15 protein-coding genes are annotated in these 14,885 nt (G+C 72.6%); 2 read left to right on the top strand and 13 right to left on the bottom strand.

Features of this window, described 5'->3' with window-relative positions; genetic code table 11:
• Positions 1-110 precede the first annotated feature (110 nt).
• The 9 genes from ACIBR0_RS27495 to ACIBR0_RS27455 form a co-directional block, all read right to left on the bottom strand.
• Complete coding sequence (locus ACIBR0_RS27495; RefSeq protein ID WP_396720422.1) at positions 111-746, bottom strand: MOSC domain-containing protein; 636 nt, start codon at positions 744-746, stop codon at positions 111-113.
• Between the two features lie 35 nt (positions 747-781).
• Entirely contained in the window at positions 782-1,648 is an 867-nt protein-coding gene (locus ACIBR0_RS27490) for a carbohydrate ABC transporter permease (RefSeq protein WP_396720420.1), read from the bottom strand.
• Positions 1,645-2,631, bottom strand: coding sequence for a carbohydrate ABC transporter permease (locus tag ACIBR0_RS27485; protein ID WP_396720419.1), 987 nt, complete (start codon positions 2,629-2,631; stop codon positions 1,645-1,647). Before ACIBR0_RS27485 ends, ACIBR0_RS27490 begins: the two co-directional genes overlap by 4 nt.
• On the bottom strand, positions 2,628-3,917 hold the full coding sequence (locus ACIBR0_RS27480) for a sugar ABC transporter substrate-binding protein (RefSeq protein ID WP_396720417.1): 1,290 nt from the start codon (positions 3,915-3,917) through the stop codon (positions 2,628-2,630). Before ACIBR0_RS27480 ends, ACIBR0_RS27485 begins: the two co-directional genes overlap by 4 nt.
• A 216-nt stretch (positions 3,918-4,133) precedes the next feature.
• The gene (locus ACIBR0_RS27475) at positions 4,134-4,418 is read right to left on the bottom strand and encodes a GlsB/YeaQ/YmgE family stress response membrane protein (RefSeq protein ID WP_357029919.1); all 285 of its coding nucleotides are present in this window, start codon (positions 4,416-4,418) and stop codon (positions 4,134-4,136) included.
• A 236-nt stretch (positions 4,419-4,654) separates the two neighbouring features.
• On the bottom strand, positions 4,655-4,942 hold the full coding sequence (locus tag ACIBR0_RS27470; RefSeq protein ID WP_396720415.1) for a GlsB/YeaQ/YmgE family stress response membrane protein: 288 nt from the start codon (positions 4,940-4,942) through the stop codon (positions 4,655-4,657).
• Positions 4,943-5,161: 219 nt separating this feature from the next.
• Positions 5,162-7,039, bottom strand: coding sequence for a translation elongation factor 4 (gene lepA / locus ACIBR0_RS27465; RefSeq protein ID WP_396720413.1), 1,878 nt, complete (start codon positions 7,037-7,039; stop codon positions 5,162-5,164).
• A gap of 166 nt (positions 7,040-7,205) precedes the next feature.
• A complete protein-coding gene (locus ACIBR0_RS27460; RefSeq protein WP_396720411.1) occupies positions 7,206-7,739 on the bottom strand; it encodes a DUF4240 domain-containing protein in 534 nt (177 codons plus the stop codon).
• A complete protein-coding gene (locus ACIBR0_RS27455; RefSeq protein ID WP_396720409.1) occupies positions 7,736-8,359 on the bottom strand; it encodes a DUF4240 domain-containing protein in 624 nt (207 codons plus the stop codon). The genes ACIBR0_RS27460 and ACIBR0_RS27455 overlap by 4 nt, the downstream gene beginning before the upstream one ends.
• A gap of 50 nt (positions 8,360-8,409) precedes the next feature.
• Here ACIBR0_RS27455 and ACIBR0_RS27450 point away from each other — a divergent pair, with 50 nt between their 5' ends.
• Both ACIBR0_RS27450 and rpsT read left to right on the top strand, forming a co-directional pair.
• Positions 8,410-9,387 carry a phosphotransferase gene (locus ACIBR0_RS27450; RefSeq protein ID WP_396720407.1) on the top strand — a complete coding sequence of 326 codons (978 nt, stop codon included), beginning with the start codon at positions 8,410-8,412 and terminating at the stop codon, positions 9,385-9,387.
• Positions 9,388-9,522: 135 nt separating this feature from the next.
• On the top strand, positions 9,523-9,789 hold the full coding sequence (rpsT, locus tag ACIBR0_RS27445) for a 30S ribosomal protein S20 (RefSeq protein ID WP_357039806.1): 267 nt from the start codon (positions 9,523-9,525) through the stop codon (positions 9,787-9,789).
• A 106-nt stretch (positions 9,790-9,895) separates the two neighbouring features.
• Here rpsT and ACIBR0_RS27440 read toward each other — a convergent pair whose 3' ends face one another.
• The 4 genes from ACIBR0_RS27440 to ACIBR0_RS27425 all read right to left on the bottom strand — a co-directional run bounded on the left by ACIBR0_RS27440 (position 9,896) and on the right by ACIBR0_RS27425 (position 14,766).
• Positions 9,896-10,381, bottom strand: a complete 486-nt coding sequence (locus tag ACIBR0_RS27440; protein WP_396720405.1) for a hypothetical protein — start codon at positions 10,379-10,381, stop codon at positions 9,896-9,898.
• A complete protein-coding gene (gene holA / locus ACIBR0_RS27435; RefSeq protein ID WP_396720403.1) occupies positions 10,378-11,358 on the bottom strand; it encodes a DNA polymerase III subunit delta in 981 nt (326 codons plus the stop codon). Before holA ends, ACIBR0_RS27440 begins: the two co-directional genes overlap by 4 nt.
• A gap of 121 nt (positions 11,359-11,479) precedes the next feature.
• Entirely contained in the window at positions 11,480-13,906 is a 2,427-nt protein-coding gene (locus tag ACIBR0_RS27430) for a ComEC/Rec2 family competence protein (RefSeq protein ID WP_396720401.1), read from the bottom strand.
• Positions 13,903-14,766 carry a helix-hairpin-helix domain-containing protein gene (locus ACIBR0_RS27425; RefSeq protein WP_396720400.1) on the bottom strand — a complete coding sequence of 288 codons (864 nt, stop codon included), beginning with the start codon at positions 14,764-14,766 and terminating at the stop codon, positions 13,903-13,905. The genes ACIBR0_RS27430 and ACIBR0_RS27425 overlap by 4 nt, the downstream gene beginning before the upstream one ends.
• Positions 14,767-14,885: the final 119 nt, after the last annotated feature.

Raw genomic sequence — 14,885 nt, 5'->3', positions numbered from 1 at the left:
GCCATGATCCACGTCATGGCCACCCGCCTAGCCCGACACACGAATCCGGCCCAGGCAACCAACACCTGAGCCGAATTCTCAAACACTCACTTAACACCTCAGGCAGGGAGCTACGCCCGCACCCTCCGGCGGGCCTTCTCCTTGATCCGCTCCGGCAGGTCCTCGGCCTCCAGCAGTCGGGGCAGCAGCTCCGGCTCCAGGTTCAGCGCCCGGAACACCTCGCCGATCGTCACCCCGTGCGCCGGCCGGTCCACCACCTCGACCGGGTCGCCCGCACCGACCTCGCCCTCGACGAGCACCCGCAGGTAGGCCCCGGGCGTCGCCCGCGCGGTGAACCGCTTGATCAGGTCCGGCATGCCCCAGAAGCCGGCGAACGTGGTGCACGGCGTGCGCGGCATCGTCACCTGGAGCACGGTCGACCCGACGGTCCACTGCTCACCGATCACCGCGCCGGTCACGTCGACCGCCCACGTGGTCAGGTTCTCGCCGAACCCACCCGGGCGGATGGTCCGGCCGATCTCCGCCGCCCACCACGCCGCGTCCTCCTCGGCGTACGCGTAGACCGCCTGGTCGGGACCTCCGTGGTGGGCTCGTTCGCCGATGAAGTCACCGGCCAGCCCGCCGACGCCGACCAGCACGGCACCGTCCACCGGCCGCTTGTCGATGCCGGTGCGACCACTCGCGTCGCCGGCCCACTCCGCCTCGGTCACGATGCCGAGATTGACCGATGCCACCCTGCCCGTCATGGCGGTGAGCCTAGGGCCTGCGGTCGCGCCACGGGTCAGCCCTTCACCGCGCCGGCGACCAGACCGGAGACCATCCGCCGCTGCACCAGCAGGAAGAAGACGATCACCGGGAGCGTGAAGATCGTCGAGGCGGCCATCACCGGTCCCCAGGCGGTGTCGTCCCGTCCGAAGAAGAACGTCATCGCCACCGGCAGGGTGTAGCGGTCCTGGTCGTTGATGAAGGTCAACGCGAAGATCAGCTCGTTCCAGGCGGTGATGAACGAGAAGATGCTGGTGGCCACCAGGCCGGGCGCGACCAGCGGGAAGAGGATCCGCCGGAAGGTCTGCGCGCGGGTCGCCCCGTCGATCGCCGCCGCCTCCTCCAGTTCCTTCGGCACCGCCGCGACGAAGCCGCGCAGCATCCACACCGCGAACGGCAGGGAGAAGCCGAGGTACGTGAGGATCAGGCTGGGCAGGGTGTTGTAGAGCCCGAGCCGCTGGATCATCAGGAACAGCGGGATGACCAGCGCCTCCAGCGGGATCATCTGGACCACCAGCAGCATGATCAGGAAACTGGTGCGCAGCCGGAACCGGAACCGGGCCACCGCCGTCGCCGCCAGCAGCGCGACCAGCCCGCTCAACAGCACCGTGGCGACGGCGACGAGCACGCTGTTGAGGAAGAAGTCGGCGAAGGTCACGCCCGGGATGAGGTTGCCGGTGAGGATCTCCCGGTAGTGCTCCAGGGTCGGCTCGGCCGGCATCGGCTTCGGGGTGCTGGCGAAGATCTCCGCACTCGGCTTCAGCGAGGTGGCGATCATCCAGTAGACCGGGAAGGCCGCGAAGAGCGCCACCAGCAGCCCGGCGCCGTTGAGGGCGATCCGCCCCGCGCGTCGCGTCCCGCGTCCGCCTGCTGCCCGCGTCACGCGTCCTCCTCCTGCTTGAGCACCATGCGGACGTACAGGCCGGTGACCACCAGCAGGATCAGGGTCAGGATCACCGCGATCGCCGCGCCCAGGCCGTACTTGGGTGGGGGCGAGAACGCCTCCGCGTACGAGTAGACGGAGAGCATGAAGGTGGGCCGGTCCTGGGTGCCGCCGGCCAGGACGTAGTACTGGGTGAAGACCTTGAAGTCCCAGATCGTGGAGAGCACGATCAGGATGCCGAAGACCGGCCGCAGGAGCGGGACGGTGATCTTCCAGAAGGCCTTCCACGGGCCGGCCCCGTCGACCCGGGCCGCCTCGTGCAGCTCGCTCGGCACGCTCTTCAGGCCGGCCAGCACGCTGACCGCGATGAACGGGAACGAGTGCCAGACCACCACCAGGGTGAGGATGGCGAAGAACAGCAGCGGTGAGTTGAACCAGCCGTAGCCGGTCCAGTCGCTGTGACCGAAGAGGCCCTGCGAGAGCCCGTCGGGCAGCGCGTTGAAGAACCAGGTGACCAGGCCGCTGGTGTCGTCGAAGATCCACTTCCAGACGATCGTGCCGGTCAGCGCCGGGGTGGCCCAGGCGAGCATCACGCAGCTCGCCACGAACGCGGCCATCCGCCGGCCCAGACGGTTGAGCAGCAGACCGACCAGGGTGCCAAGGATCATGGTCAGCACCACGTTGGCCGCGGCGAAGAACACCGTGTTGCGCAGCACCGTCCAGAAGAACGGGTCCCCGAGGACCTCGGCGTAGTTCCCCAGCCCCACCCACGGCCACTCGCGGTCCCCGCGCATCTGGCGGACGCTGTCGAGCTTGAAGAAGGACATCGCCACCACCTGGCCGAGGGGCCAGAGCAGCAGGACGGCGATGATCACCAGGCAGGGCAGGAGCAGCAGGTAGGGGAGGCGGTCCACCCGGCGACGCCGCCGCGCGGGGGTCTCCCGCGCGGCGGTCGTCTCCGGCGCCCCGGTCAGCGTGGTCACTTGGCGTTGAGGATGCTTTCCATCTCCGCGGCCGCGTCGGCGGTGGCCTTCTCGACCGTCTTCTGACCCTTCATGACCGAGCTGTTCATCGCCTGGGTCACCGTCTTGTTCCGGCTGACCTCGACCCACTTCGGGGTGAGCGGCGTGAGCTTGGTGTTCTGCAGCGTGGTGGCGAAGGCCGCCATGACCTTGTCGTTGGCGTACTTGTCGCCGCCCACCAGGTCCTTGTAGACCGGGAAGAAACGGAGGCTGTCGGCGAAGGCCTGGTCGTTCTTCTTGTTGGCCAGCACGGTCAGGTAGTCCCAGGCGAGGTCCTTGCGCTCGCTGTCCTCCCAGACCGCGAGGTCGGAACCGCCGGCGAAGCCGGGAGCCGGCTGGCCGTCCGGGCCGGGGATCGGGAACGTGCCCCAGACCTTCTCGATCTCGGGGTTGTCCTTCTTGATCGCGCCCTGCTGCCAGCTGCCGGCGAACGCCATCGCGGCCTTGCCGGTGGCGAACTGGGTGCGCGCGTCGATCTCGTTCCAGCCGGCGGCGGCCGGCGGGGCGACCTTGTGCACGGTCACCAGGTCGGTCCAGAACTTGACCGCCTTCTGGGCCTCCGGGGTGTTGTAGCCGGACTTCCAGGTGTCGCCGTCCTTGGTCGCGATCTCCGCGCCGGCACCCCAGAGGAAGGAGTAGAAGGGCAGCTCGGAGTTGCCCGGCAGGGCGAGACCGTAGGTCCCGGGCTTCTTCGCCTGCACGGTCTTCGCCACCGTGACCAGCTCTTCCCAGCTCGTCGGCGGCTTCACGCCCGCCTCGGCGAACCAGTCGGTCCGGTAGTAGATGGCGCGGACGCCGGCGTACCACGGCACGCCGTACTGCTTGCCGTCGAGCTGGGCGTTCTTGACCAGGTCCGGCAGGATGTCCTTGCCCTCGGCCCAGCCGTCCATCCGGCTGGTCAGGTCGGCCAGCGCCTCCTGCGCCGCCCAGCCCTGGGTCTCGGTGTTGCCCAGTTCGGTGACGTCCGGTCCCTCGCCGCCGGCCAGCGCCGCCTGGAACTTCTTGGGCGCTTCGAGCCAGGGAATGTACTGGACCACCACATCCGTGTCCGGATGCTTCTGCCGGAACTCGGTCTCGACACCGTCGAGGAAGGAGGTCTGCGCCTCGCTTCCCTCGCCCATCATCCAGACCGTCAGCTTGCTGTTGTCGGCGGCCTCGTCCTCACTGGAGCCACCGCAGCCGGCCAGCACCATCGCGGCCGATGCCACGACGGCGGTGACCGGGGCCAGCCGCTTCCACCTGTTCACGCCACATCTCCCTCGCGCCGCTTGGCACTAACCTTCTCCGCCGCACCTTAGTAGGAAAAATTCCTTTACGACAGTGGGGCGGCCGGGGGAAGCGAGGCGACCGTACCGCAGCCGAGCGGCCGGACCCGTACAGGGATCGGGGCGAAAGGGGGCGCACCAACACGAACGGGCACCCGACCGGATGGTCGGGTGCCCGTTGTTCAGGCTGTGCGAGTTTTACCGGTGGGTGACACCCCGGCGACGGCCGACACCGGCGACCAGGGCCACCGCCACGGCGGCCAGCACGATCTGCAGCAGCAGCTCGCGCCAGTCGAGACCAGCGGTGTCGGCGAAGCCCGATGCCCGGGCGATGATGGTGCCCAGGAGGGCGGCGCCGACACCGATCAGCATGTGCAGCCAGATCGGCATGTTCTGCCGGCCCGGCACGACCAGGCGGCCCAGCGCGCCGATGATCAGACCGACGATCAGCGCGGTGATGATGCCCCAGACGGTCAGCTCCACGGTCGTTCTCCTTCACGAGAAATGATGCGTCTTTGTGGTTGTCCAGTGCGGTGCTGGCCCCTGAGTTCCCGAATGGCCGGAAACCCAAACCGACTTTCCGGGACGCCGGTCGAAGAATGACCGAGAGGTGACGGACCGCCGTTGTTCACGCGTCCGGGCCCGGGCGGACGCACACGCGCGGACGGGCGCCCGACCTGGTGGTCGGGCGCCCGTCGCGGAGATTCAGCGGTCAGCCGTTACCGGTGGGTGAGGCTGCGTCGCCGGCCCACGCCGGCGACCAGGGCCACGGCGATCGCGGCCAGGACGACCTGGACGGCCAGCTCGCCCCAGTCGATGCCCGAGGTCGAGGTGGCGATGCCCAGGGCCCGCGCCAGGACGGTGCCCAGCAGCGCGGCGCCGACACCGATCAGCATGTGCAGCCACATCGGCATGTTCTGCCGGCCCGGCACGATCAGACGGCCCAGCGCGCCGACGATGAGACCGACGACGAGCGCGGTGATGATGCCCCAAACGGTGAGCTCCATGGTCGCCCTCCTTCACGAAATGTTTCCACGGTATGTGGTGTTCCTGTCGTGACCATCAAGTTCCCGAACCGCCGAAAATCCAAACCGCCCCGATCCCGCATCGGTGCTGTCGGCCGTCAATACCGCACCCCGGGAACGCGGCGACGCCCCGGTCGGCCCGGACCCGTGGGTCCCGGTCACACCGGGGCGTCGTACGCCGTCGTCCGCCGGACGCGAGGGTTACTTCTTGCCGGCGGGCTTGCCGTCGCCGGAGTCCGAGGACAGGGCGGCGATGAAGGCTTCCTGGGGAACCTCCACCCGGCCCACCATCTTCATCCGCTTCTTGCCCTCCTTCTGCTTCTCCAGCAGCTTGCGCTTCCGGCTGATGTCACCGCCGTAGCACTTGGCGAGCACGTCCTTACGGATCGCGCGGATGGTCTCCCGGGCGATGACCCGGCTGCCGATGGCGGCCTGGATGGGCACCTCGAACTGCTGGCGCGGGATCAGGCTGCGCAGCTTCGCCGCGATGGTCGTGCCGTAGTTGTACGCCTTGTCCTTGTGCACGATCGCGCTGAACGCGTCCACCGGCTCGCCGTGCAGCAGGATGTCCACCTTCACCAGCTCGGACGCCTGCTCGCCGGAGGGCTCGTAGTCGAGGGAGGCGTACCCCTTGGTGCGGCTCTTGAGCTGGTCGAAGAAGTCGAAGATGATCTCCGCTAGCGGCAGCGAGTACCGCAGCTCCACCCGGTCGGCGGACAGGTAGTCCATGCCGAGCAGGCTGCCGCGACGCCCCTGGCACAGTTCCATCACCGCGCCCACGTAGTCGTTCGGGGTCAGCACCGTGGCCCGCACCGTCGGCTCGTACACCTCGGCGATCTTGCCGGTCGGGTACTCGCTGGGGTTGGTCACCACGATCTCCTCGCCGTCCTCCGTGATGGCCCGGTAGACCACGTTGGGGGCGGTGGAGATCAGGTCGAGGTTGTACTCCCGCTCCAGCCGCTCCCGGATGATCTCCAGGTGCAGCAGGCCGAGGAAGCCGCAGCGGAAGCCGAAGCCCAGCGCGCCGGAGGTCTCCGGCTCGTAGTCGAGCGCGGCGTCGTTGAGCTTGAGCTTGTCCAGCGCGTCGCGCAGGTTCGGGTAGTCGGACCCGTCGATCGGATAGAGGCCGGAGTAGACCATCGGCTTCGGGTCCTTGTAGCCGCCGAGCGCCTCGCTGGCCGGACGGCCGTTGATGGTGACCGTGTCACCGACCCGGGACTGGCGCACGTCCTTCACGCCGGTGATCAGGTAACCGACCTCGCCCACACCGAGCGCGTCGGCCTTCACCATCTCGGGCGAGATGACGCCGATCTCCAGCAGCTCGTGCACCGCGCCGGTGGACATCATCTTGATCCGGTCACGGGCGCTGATCCGCCCGTCGATCACCCGGACGTACGTGACCACGCCCCGGTAGACGTCGTACACCGAGTCGAAGATCATCGCTCGGGCCGGCGCGTCGGCATCGCCGACCGGTGGCTTGAACTGCCGGACGATCTCGTCGAGCAGGTGCGGCACGCCCTCACCGGTCTTGCCGGAGACCCGGATGCAGTCCGCCGGGTCGCCGCCGATCAGGTGCGCCAGCTCCTCGGCGTACTTCTCGGGCTGGGCGGCCGGCAGGTCGATCTTGTTGAGCACCGGGATGATGCGCAGGTCGTTCTCGAGCGCCAGGTAGAGGTTGGCCAGGGTCTGCGCCTCGATGCCCTGCGCGGCGTCGACCAGCAGCACGGCCCCCTCGCAGGCGGCCAACGACCGGGACACCTCGTAGGTGAAGTCGACGTGGCCCGGGGTGTCGATCATGTTGAGCACGGCCTGCTCACCGGCCCGCTCACCCTCCCGGATGGTCCAGGGCATCCGGACGGCCTGGCTCTTGATGGTGATGCCGCGCTCGCGCTCGATGTCCATCCGGTCGAGGTACTGGGCACGCATCTGCCGGGGGTCGACCACGCCGGTGAGCTGCAGCATCCGGTCGGCCAGGGTCGACTTCCCGTGGTCGATGTGGGCGATGATGCCGAAGTTCCTGATGCGCCCCGGGTCGGTGGCACCAGGAGCGTTCGCGCCGGAATCGAGCGTCGGTGGCACAGCGGTCCGTTCTGGTCGGCTGACGTGAGCAGGCCGGCGCGACGCCGGCCCCCTCTATGCTCCCACGTCGCCACGGCGGACCCGCTGCGCGGGCGATCCCCGGGCCGACGTCACCCGCCGGGAGCCGTCCGCCGCCGGCCCCGCGGCCTCACCCGGCGGGCGGGTGTCACTCGACGGGCGGCTCGACGAACAGGGCGGCCAGCTTCGGCAACCGCCGGCGGGCCTCCTCCTCGTCGTCGAAGTCCCAGAAGTCGTTGAGGTCGGGCTCCGGCAAGGCCTCGGGCGCCGGCAGGTCGCTCGCGGTCGCCTTCCGGTACGCCTCCCAGGGCGCGACGAGCATGTCCTCGCACTCGAACTCCTCGCCGCTGAGCGAGGCGGCCCGGACCCTCGGCAGCTCGGCCAGCGAGTCGGGGTCGGTGACCGCGCGGGCGAACACCGCCCGCCCCTGCGTCATCAGCCAGCCCCGGAAGTACTCGAAGCCGTCGTCGGAGGCACCGCCGTTGATCAGGTACGCGGCACCCCACAGGTCCACCTTGTAGGAGGCGGCCAGCACGCGGCGCTGGTGCTCCGCGTACCCGACGATCTCCTCCGGAGGAAGCTCGGCGAGCAGGGCGACGGTCCGTGCGGCGACCGCGTCCGGCTCGCCGCCGCCACCGGAGCGGGCGCGGTCGATCAACTGCCAGAAGTCGTCGGTCCTCATGGCCTGGCAGTCTCCCAGACGCCGACGCCGATCCCGTCCTCCTCCGCCGGCAGCGGGAACATCGTGGCGAGGCGCGGGTAGCGGCGGCGCAGCTCCGCCGGGTCGTCGAGGTCCCACTCCGCGTCGGTCGGGTCGGGCGAGACACCCAGCTCCCGTCCCCGCGCCGCCGCCGCGTCGTCCACCCCGTCGACCGTGCCGGTGATCCGCTCGTAGGCCCGGTCGGCCACGTAGTCGAGGGCCTCCCAGTCCGGCCACTCGTCGTCGTCCCACGCGTCGACGGACCGGCCGGCCAGCCGCCGCACCTCCGGCACGTCGGCCAGCGCGTCCGGATCGTCGACCACCCGCTCGAACGTCGCCCGGCCCAGGCCCACCAGCCACGCCTGGAAGTAGTGGAAGCCGTCGTCGGAGCAGAGCCCGGCGCAGATCAGCGAGGCCGCTCCCCACAGCCGCCAGGTGTCCGCCCGGGTGCGCGCCTCGTCCAGCCGCCACGCGAAGTCGACCGCGTCGTCGGCCGGCCGCTCGGCGAGCCGGTCGGTGAGCCACGCCAGCCGCTCGTCGGGGGCGGCTGTGGCGGCGGCGGACGCCTCGATCAACGCCCAAAATTCCTCGGTACCGATCACCGGCGCAGTATCGCCGTGCGGTACGACACGTGACCGTGGAACATCGAGGGGTGCCCCCGTACGCCCCAGCCGCCGGACGACCGGCGTGGTCCGCGCTGCCGGCGGGCCTGCGCGGCGCGGTCGCCGAGCGGCTCGGGGGCCCGGTGGTCGCGGTCCGCCCCGCCGCCGGCGGCTTCACCCGCGGCTTCGCCGGGCTGCTCCGCACCGCCGACGGCAGCGCGGCGTTCGTCAAGGCCGCGGCCGCCGCCGAGCATCCGCACCTGGTCGAGTGGTACGCCCGGGAGGCCGCGATCCTCGACCGGCTGCCGGTGGGCCTGCCGGTCCCCCGCCGACGCTTCACCCTGCACGCCTCCGGCTGGTACGCGCTCGGGGTCGACGCGATCGCCGGCCGTCCGCCCGCGAGCCGGGACGAGCTGACGGCCGTCGCCTCCGCGTACGTGGACGTCGCCGCCGCGCTGGCCGACCCGCCGGCCGCGCTGCTCGCCCTGCGCCCGCCCCACCTCGCCGACCTGGCCCGCGACGACCTCCTGCGGTGGGGCGACGTCGCCGCCGGCCGGGAGCCGCTCCCGGCGCTGTCGCCCGGGGTCCGGGACCGGCTGCCCGAGCTGGTCGCCCTGGAGTCCCGCCTGCCCGCGTACGCCGCCGTCGCGCCCGGCCTCGTCCACGGTGACCTGCGCCCGGACAACGTGCTGATCGACGCCGCCGGTCGCACCTGGTTCCTCGACTGGACCTGGCTGTGCCACGGGCCGGCCTGGTTCGACCTGGTGACCCTGTTCCTCGGGTACGGCGACGGCCCCGACGCGGGGTGGCCCGACGCCGACCTGGCGACGCTCCTCGGCGGGCATCCCGCCGTCGCCGGTACGCCCCCGGATGCGGTGGACGTCACGCTGGCGGCGCTGGCCGGTTACCTCCTCACCACGGCGGCCGAGCCCGCGCCGCCGACGGCGTCGCCGGAGCTGCCCGCCCACCAGCGCCGGAACGGGGAGCGGGCCCTGGCCTGGCTGGCCCGCCGGCGGAACTGGCGGTGAGTGGCGTCGGCACCGTCCGGGAGGCGTTTTGGCTCGTCCCGGGGCCACCTGGTAACCTGGCTATTCGCGCAGCGATGACGCATGCTTGTCGCGCGCCCAAGCTGACCAACCCGAGCTATTAGACGAGGCTGTCGCGTGGCGAACATCAAGTCCCAGATCAAGCGCAACCGGCAGAACGAGAAGCGCCGGCTGCGGAACAAGTCGGTCAAGTCGTCGCTGAAGACCGCCATCCGGAAGTTCCACGAGGCCGCCGAGGCGGGCGACGTGGAGAAGGCGACCGCTCTCATGCAGGACGCCTCCCGCAAGCTGGACAAGGCGGTCAGCAAGGGCGTGATCCACTCGAACCAGGCCGCGAACCGCAAGTCCGCGATCTCCAAGCGCGTGGGTTCGCTCGCCGCCTGAGGCGACGTCCGTTCTGACCTGAAGCCCCGGGGCGACCCCCGGGGCTTCAGGCTGCCCGTACCCAACGCTGCGGACGTCCAGCGCCCCGGTGGATCGGCCGAGCGGGTCACTCCCGCGGGTGGCGGTCCGGCCGCACCGGACCTGCCGCGCTCCCCCGTCCCGCCTGCGGGTGACCGCCCGGGGCCGCACGGGTGGAGTTCGCCGGAGGGTCCGTCGTCACGAGGACGCCCGGCACGCTGTGCAGGATCCAGTCCACCCGGGCCTTGCCGACGGCCGGTTCCATCTGCTGCCGGAAGCGGTCCCGTTCCTGGTCGGGCACCTGGGCCGCGGACCGGACCACCCGCTCCGCCACCAGGTCGTTGAACTTCACCATCACGGCGACCGTGGCCGGCAGGATCAGCACGGCCCACCAGGTGACCAGTTCGGCGAGGGCGAGCAGCGCGGCGAGCGCGACGGCCCCCTCGAAGAAGACGAAGCAGAGCACCCCGCCCGGGTTGACGAAACGCAGGCGCAGGGCCCGGGCGTAGAGCGGGCGTGACCGCTCCACGTCGACCGCGACGGTGGCCCACGAGCCCCGGGGCGGTCCCGTCACCGGGCGCCTCCCTGCCGGGCGGCCACGACCGAGAAGACGGCCTTCTCCAGCGCGTACGCCCGGTCCTCCGCGCCGCCCTTCACGGCCGCGTTGCACTCGGCGGCGGCACGCATCGCCAGCACCAGCCCCTCGGGTGTCCAGCCGCGCCCCTGCCGCTGCGCCCGCTCGACCTTCCACGACGGCATGCCGAGGGTGCTGGCCAGTTGGTACGGGCTGCCCCGCCCGGCGGACGCCACCCGCGCCACGGTGCGTACGCCGTCGGCGAGGGCGTCGGCGATCGGCACCGGGTCGACGCCGACGTGCAGCGCCCACCGCAGCGCCTCCAGGGCTCCGGGCACGTCGCCGACCATGGTGGCGTCGGCGACGGTGAACCCGGTCACCTCGACCCGTCCCCGGTAGTAGCGGGCCACCGTGTCCGCGCCGATCCGGCCGTCGGTGTCGGCGATGAGCTGGGAACAGGCGGCGGCGAGCTCACGCAGGTCGTTGCCGACCGCCGCGATGAGCGCCTCGGCGGCGTCCTCGGTGCACCTGCCGCCGGCCCGGCGGATCTCGTCGCGGATGAAGGTCACCCGGTCGCGGTGGCCCTTGAGCTTGGCGGCCGGGACGACCGTCGCGCCGGCCGCCCGGAGACCGTCGGCGAAGGCCTTGCCCTTGGCGGCACCCAGGTGCAGCACGACCAGCTGCACGTCCGGGTCGGGGTTCTTCGCGTACGCGAGCAGGGCGGCGACGAGGTCCTTGCGGGCGTCCTGGCCGGCGCGCACCACGAGCAGTCGCCGTCCGCCGAACAGCGACGGGCTGAGCATCTCGGCGAGCTCGCCGACGGCCAGCGCACCGGCCTGGTACTCCCGGACGTCCACGTCGGGGTCCACGGCGCGTGCCCGGGCGACCGCTTCGGAGACCGCGCGCGTGGCGAGCAGCTCCTCGTCCCCGAGGACGAGCAGAATGGGAGCGAGGCTGGCGGCGGTCACGCCGCCCATATTCGCACGGCCGGCGGTCGGAGCCAGCCTGCTCCTGCGGACTCCGGTGGCACACCCCGCACTCAGCGCAAATCCAGACATTTATCTCGCTTCACCTCGTAAGCCAAGAACAGGCATCGATCTACCCGCGCTGGTTTCCGGGCCGGAGGCCCCGGACCACCACGGCCAGGCCGGAGCCGGCCACCACCGCCACGTCGCCGTCGGTGTCGGTCCGCAGCACCCGCGCCCCGCCCCTGGTCAGGCGGCCCAGGACCGCCGGGTTGGGATGCCCGTACGTGTTGCCGGCGCCCACCGGCACGAGGGCCACCGCGGGGCGGACCGCGTCCAGGAAGTCCGGATCCTGGTAGGCCGACCCGTGGTGGGCGACCTTCAACACCTGTGCCCGCAGCCCTCCCGGTGGCGGGTGGTCCAGCAGGGCCCGCTGCTCCTCGGTCTCGGCGTCACCGGCGAGCAGGACGCGTACCCCGGCGACCGTGGCGAGCAGCATCAGGGAGTTGTTGTTCGGGTCGGAGCGGGTGCCCCGCAGCGGGTACGGCGGACCCACCAGCGTCAGCTCGACGGCTCCGGCCCGGTACCGCCAGCCGGCCGGTGCGGTCACCACCTCGGCGGAGCCCGCCGCCGCGGCGGCTCGGACCAGGTCCCGCCCGGCCGCCGGCTCCGGCCACGACGGGGCGAGCACGGCACCGACCCGCCGTCCCCGGAACACCCCGGCGACGCCTCCGGTGTGGTCCACGTGGAAGTGGCTCACCACCAGCAGCGGCACCTCCCGTACGTCCAGACCGCGCAGGCACGCGTCCACCGCGCCCGGGTCCGGTCCGGCGTCCACCACCACCGCACGCCCCGGCGCCACCCGCAGCACCACCGCGTCCCCCTGGCCCACCGCGCAGGCGGCGACCACCCAGGTGGCCGGGGGCCAGCCGGGGGCCACCAGTCGCACCGGCATGGCCCCGAGCACCACGGCGACCGCGACCACCGCCACCAGTCGGCGGACCACGGGGTGCCGGGTGGCGACCAGCGTCGCCACGGTGAGCGCGCCCAGCAGCAGCGCCCCGGCCACGCCGTCCGGCCAGGGCAGCGTGCCGGCCGGCAGCCGGGCCCCGTGCCTGGCGACCGTCACCAGCCACCACGCCGGCCAGCTCGCCAGCCAGGCGAGGAACTCCGCACCCGGCGGCCAGACCGGTGAGATCACCGCCGCCGCCACCCCCAGCACGGTCGCCGGGGCGATGGCCGGCACCGCGAGCAGGTTGGCCGGCACCGCGACCAGGCTGATCGTGCCCGAGATCCCGGCCACGACGGGCGCACAGGCGAGCTGCGCCGCGGCGGGCACCGCCAGCGCCTCCGCGAACCCGGTCGGCACCCGCCGCCGGCGCAGGGCGTCCCGCCAGCGAGGGGCGAGCAGCAGCAGTCCCCCGGTGGCCAGGACGGAGAGCGCGAACCCGGCGTCGCCGGCCAGCTCCGGGTCGACCAGGACCAGCACGGTCACCCCGGCGGCCAGCGCGGGCAGCGCCGCCCGGGGCCGACCGGCGGCCAGTGCCGCCAGGCCGATCGCGCCCATCGTGGCCGCCCGGACCACGCTCGGCGAGGGACGGACGAGGATCACGAAACCCACCAGGGCCACACCGCACAGACCGGCGGCCAGCCAGGGGCCGGCCCGGGCCCAGCGGGCGACCAGCAGCACGACGCCGACGACGATGGCCACGTTGGATCCGGAGACCGCGTTGAGGTGGGTCATGCCGGTGGCGAGGAAGTCCTCCTCGACGGTCGGCGGCAGCCGGCTCGTGTCGCCGACCACCAGCCCCGGCAGCAGCCCGCCCGGCTCGTCCGGCAGGGGCGCGCAGGCCCGTTGCAGGCCCGCGCGCAGCGCACCGGCGGCCCGCTGCGACGACGGCGGCGCCGCGTGGAGGACCGGCGGCCCAACGGCACTCAGCACGCCGGCGGTGAGGTCACCACCACGAGGCGGGGCGAGGCGCCCCCGTGCGGTCAGCCGCTGCCCGGGCAGCAACCCTCGCCACCCCGGATCGGAGGTCAGGACCAGGACGCGTACCGACGCCTCGACCCGGCGACCGTCGCCGCCGGTCACGCCGGTCGACCGGGTCGCCACGAGCAGGGTGGCCGAACGTCCGGGGGCGCCTCGTACCGGCCGGGGATCGTCGCGGACGACCAGCTCCGCCGTGACGGTGGCGCGCGCCTCCACCAGGGCGCGGACCGGCGCGGCGTCCCGGACGGCCAGCCGCGCGGCCGTGGCGCTCGCCCCACAGACCACGCCGATGAGTACGGTGACCACCACCCACCCGTACCGCCGGGCCGGGGGCGACGGGTGCCCGAGGACCCCGGCGAGGTGCAGCCCGCAGGTCACGGCCGCCCCGGCGGCGACCACCGCCACCAGCAGGGCCGGGCGGGCGGTGAGCTGCAACCCGGTCAGCGCGGCGAGCCACGTCGCCAGGGCCATCCCGGCCAGCCGCAGGTCCGGGAGGTCGCCCACGCGGCCCGAGCCACCACCGGTGGACGCATCTGGACGGGAGGCGGTGTGCGGCCCTGGGGTCCTCATACCGTCACCAGGTCCTTGAGCTGCTCGTACCGCGCCTCGCCGATGCCGTCGACCTGGCGCAGGTCGCCCACCGACCGGAAGCCGCCGTGCTGCTCACGGTGGCTGAGGATGCGCTGGGCGAGAACCGGGCCGACCCCGGGCAGGGTGTCGAGCTGTGCCAGCGTGGCCGTGTTGAGGTTGACCCGACCGGCTGCCCCCGGTCCCGCGACGTCCGGACCGGGGGCGCCGCCGGGCGCCGTTCCGGGCCCCGGCGGCGCCATGCCCGGTGGAGCGGCCACGCCGATCAGGATCAGCTCGCCGTCGGTGACCTTTCGCGCCGGGTTGAGCAGGGCCACGTCGACGCCGGGCAGCGCACCGCCGGCCGCCTCGACGGCGTCGGCGACCCGGGCACCCGCGGGGAGCCGGACCAGTCCGGGGCGGCGTACCTTGCCGGCGACCGCGACGACCAGCTCGCCCGCCGGGCTCGGTGGCGCGTCCCGGTCGGCCGGTGACGGTGACCCGACCGGTGCGGTGGCCTCCGCCGGCACCACCGGCTCGGCGTGTGGCCGGGACCGCCACGCCCAGAGCCCGGCACCCAGCATCACCAGGACGGCGACGGCGGCGAGGGCCCGCACGCCCCGGCGCCCGGGGTCGAACGCCGCGGGCCCGGGCAGGCGGCGCGGCGGAGGCTCCGGTTCGTCGGCGTCCGGGGGCACGGCCGGGATCGCGGGCGGTCCTGGTGGGTCGTCCGCGATCGTGCCCGAGGACGCGGCCGGTCCGCGAACGACGGAGGACGGGGACGGATGGACCACGGCATCACCGGGTGGTGCCATCAGCCGGTGCAGGCGCTGACGGACCACCGTCTCCTCGTCATCGGACACGCGCCGAGGCTAGGAGCGGCAACTGCCCCGGAGGGGTCACCGAGGGCCTGCTGTGGACGACGACGTCGCCTGTGGACAACCGCCTGATCAACCCGAAATCTGCTAGCAGCCGCCGCGGG

This window comes from Micromonospora sp. NPDC049497 (genome assembly GCF_044465805.1).
In the GTDB taxonomy this organism is placed as follows: domain Bacteria; phylum Actinomycetota; class Actinomycetes; order Mycobacteriales; family Micromonosporaceae; genus Micromonospora.
The sequence above is the reverse complement of the archived record's forward strand: the minus strand, read 5'-3'. Positions and strand labels throughout refer to the sequence as shown.

Bases quoted from the DNA above. Each gene is read 5' to 3' on its own strand.
- ACIBR0_RS27460 (WP_396720411.1), bottom strand. From the start codon at position 7,739: ATGAGGACCGACGACTTCTGGCAGTTGATCGACCGCGCCCGCTCCGGT.
- ACIBR0_RS27430 (WP_396720401.1), bottom strand. From the start codon at position 13,906: ATGAGGACCCCAGGGCCGCACACCGCCTCCCGTCCAGATGCGTCCACC.
- ACIBR0_RS27495 (WP_396720422.1), bottom strand. From the start codon at position 746: ATGACGGGCAGGGTGGCATCGGTCAATCTCGGCATCGTGACCGAGGCG.
- ACIBR0_RS27470 (WP_396720415.1), bottom strand. From the start codon at position 4,942: ATGGAGCTCACCGTTTGGGGCATCATCACCGCGCTCGTCGTCGGTCTC.
- holA (WP_396720403.1), bottom strand. From the start codon at position 11,358: ATGGGCGGCGTGACCGCCGCCAGCCTCGCTCCCATTCTGCTCGTCCTC.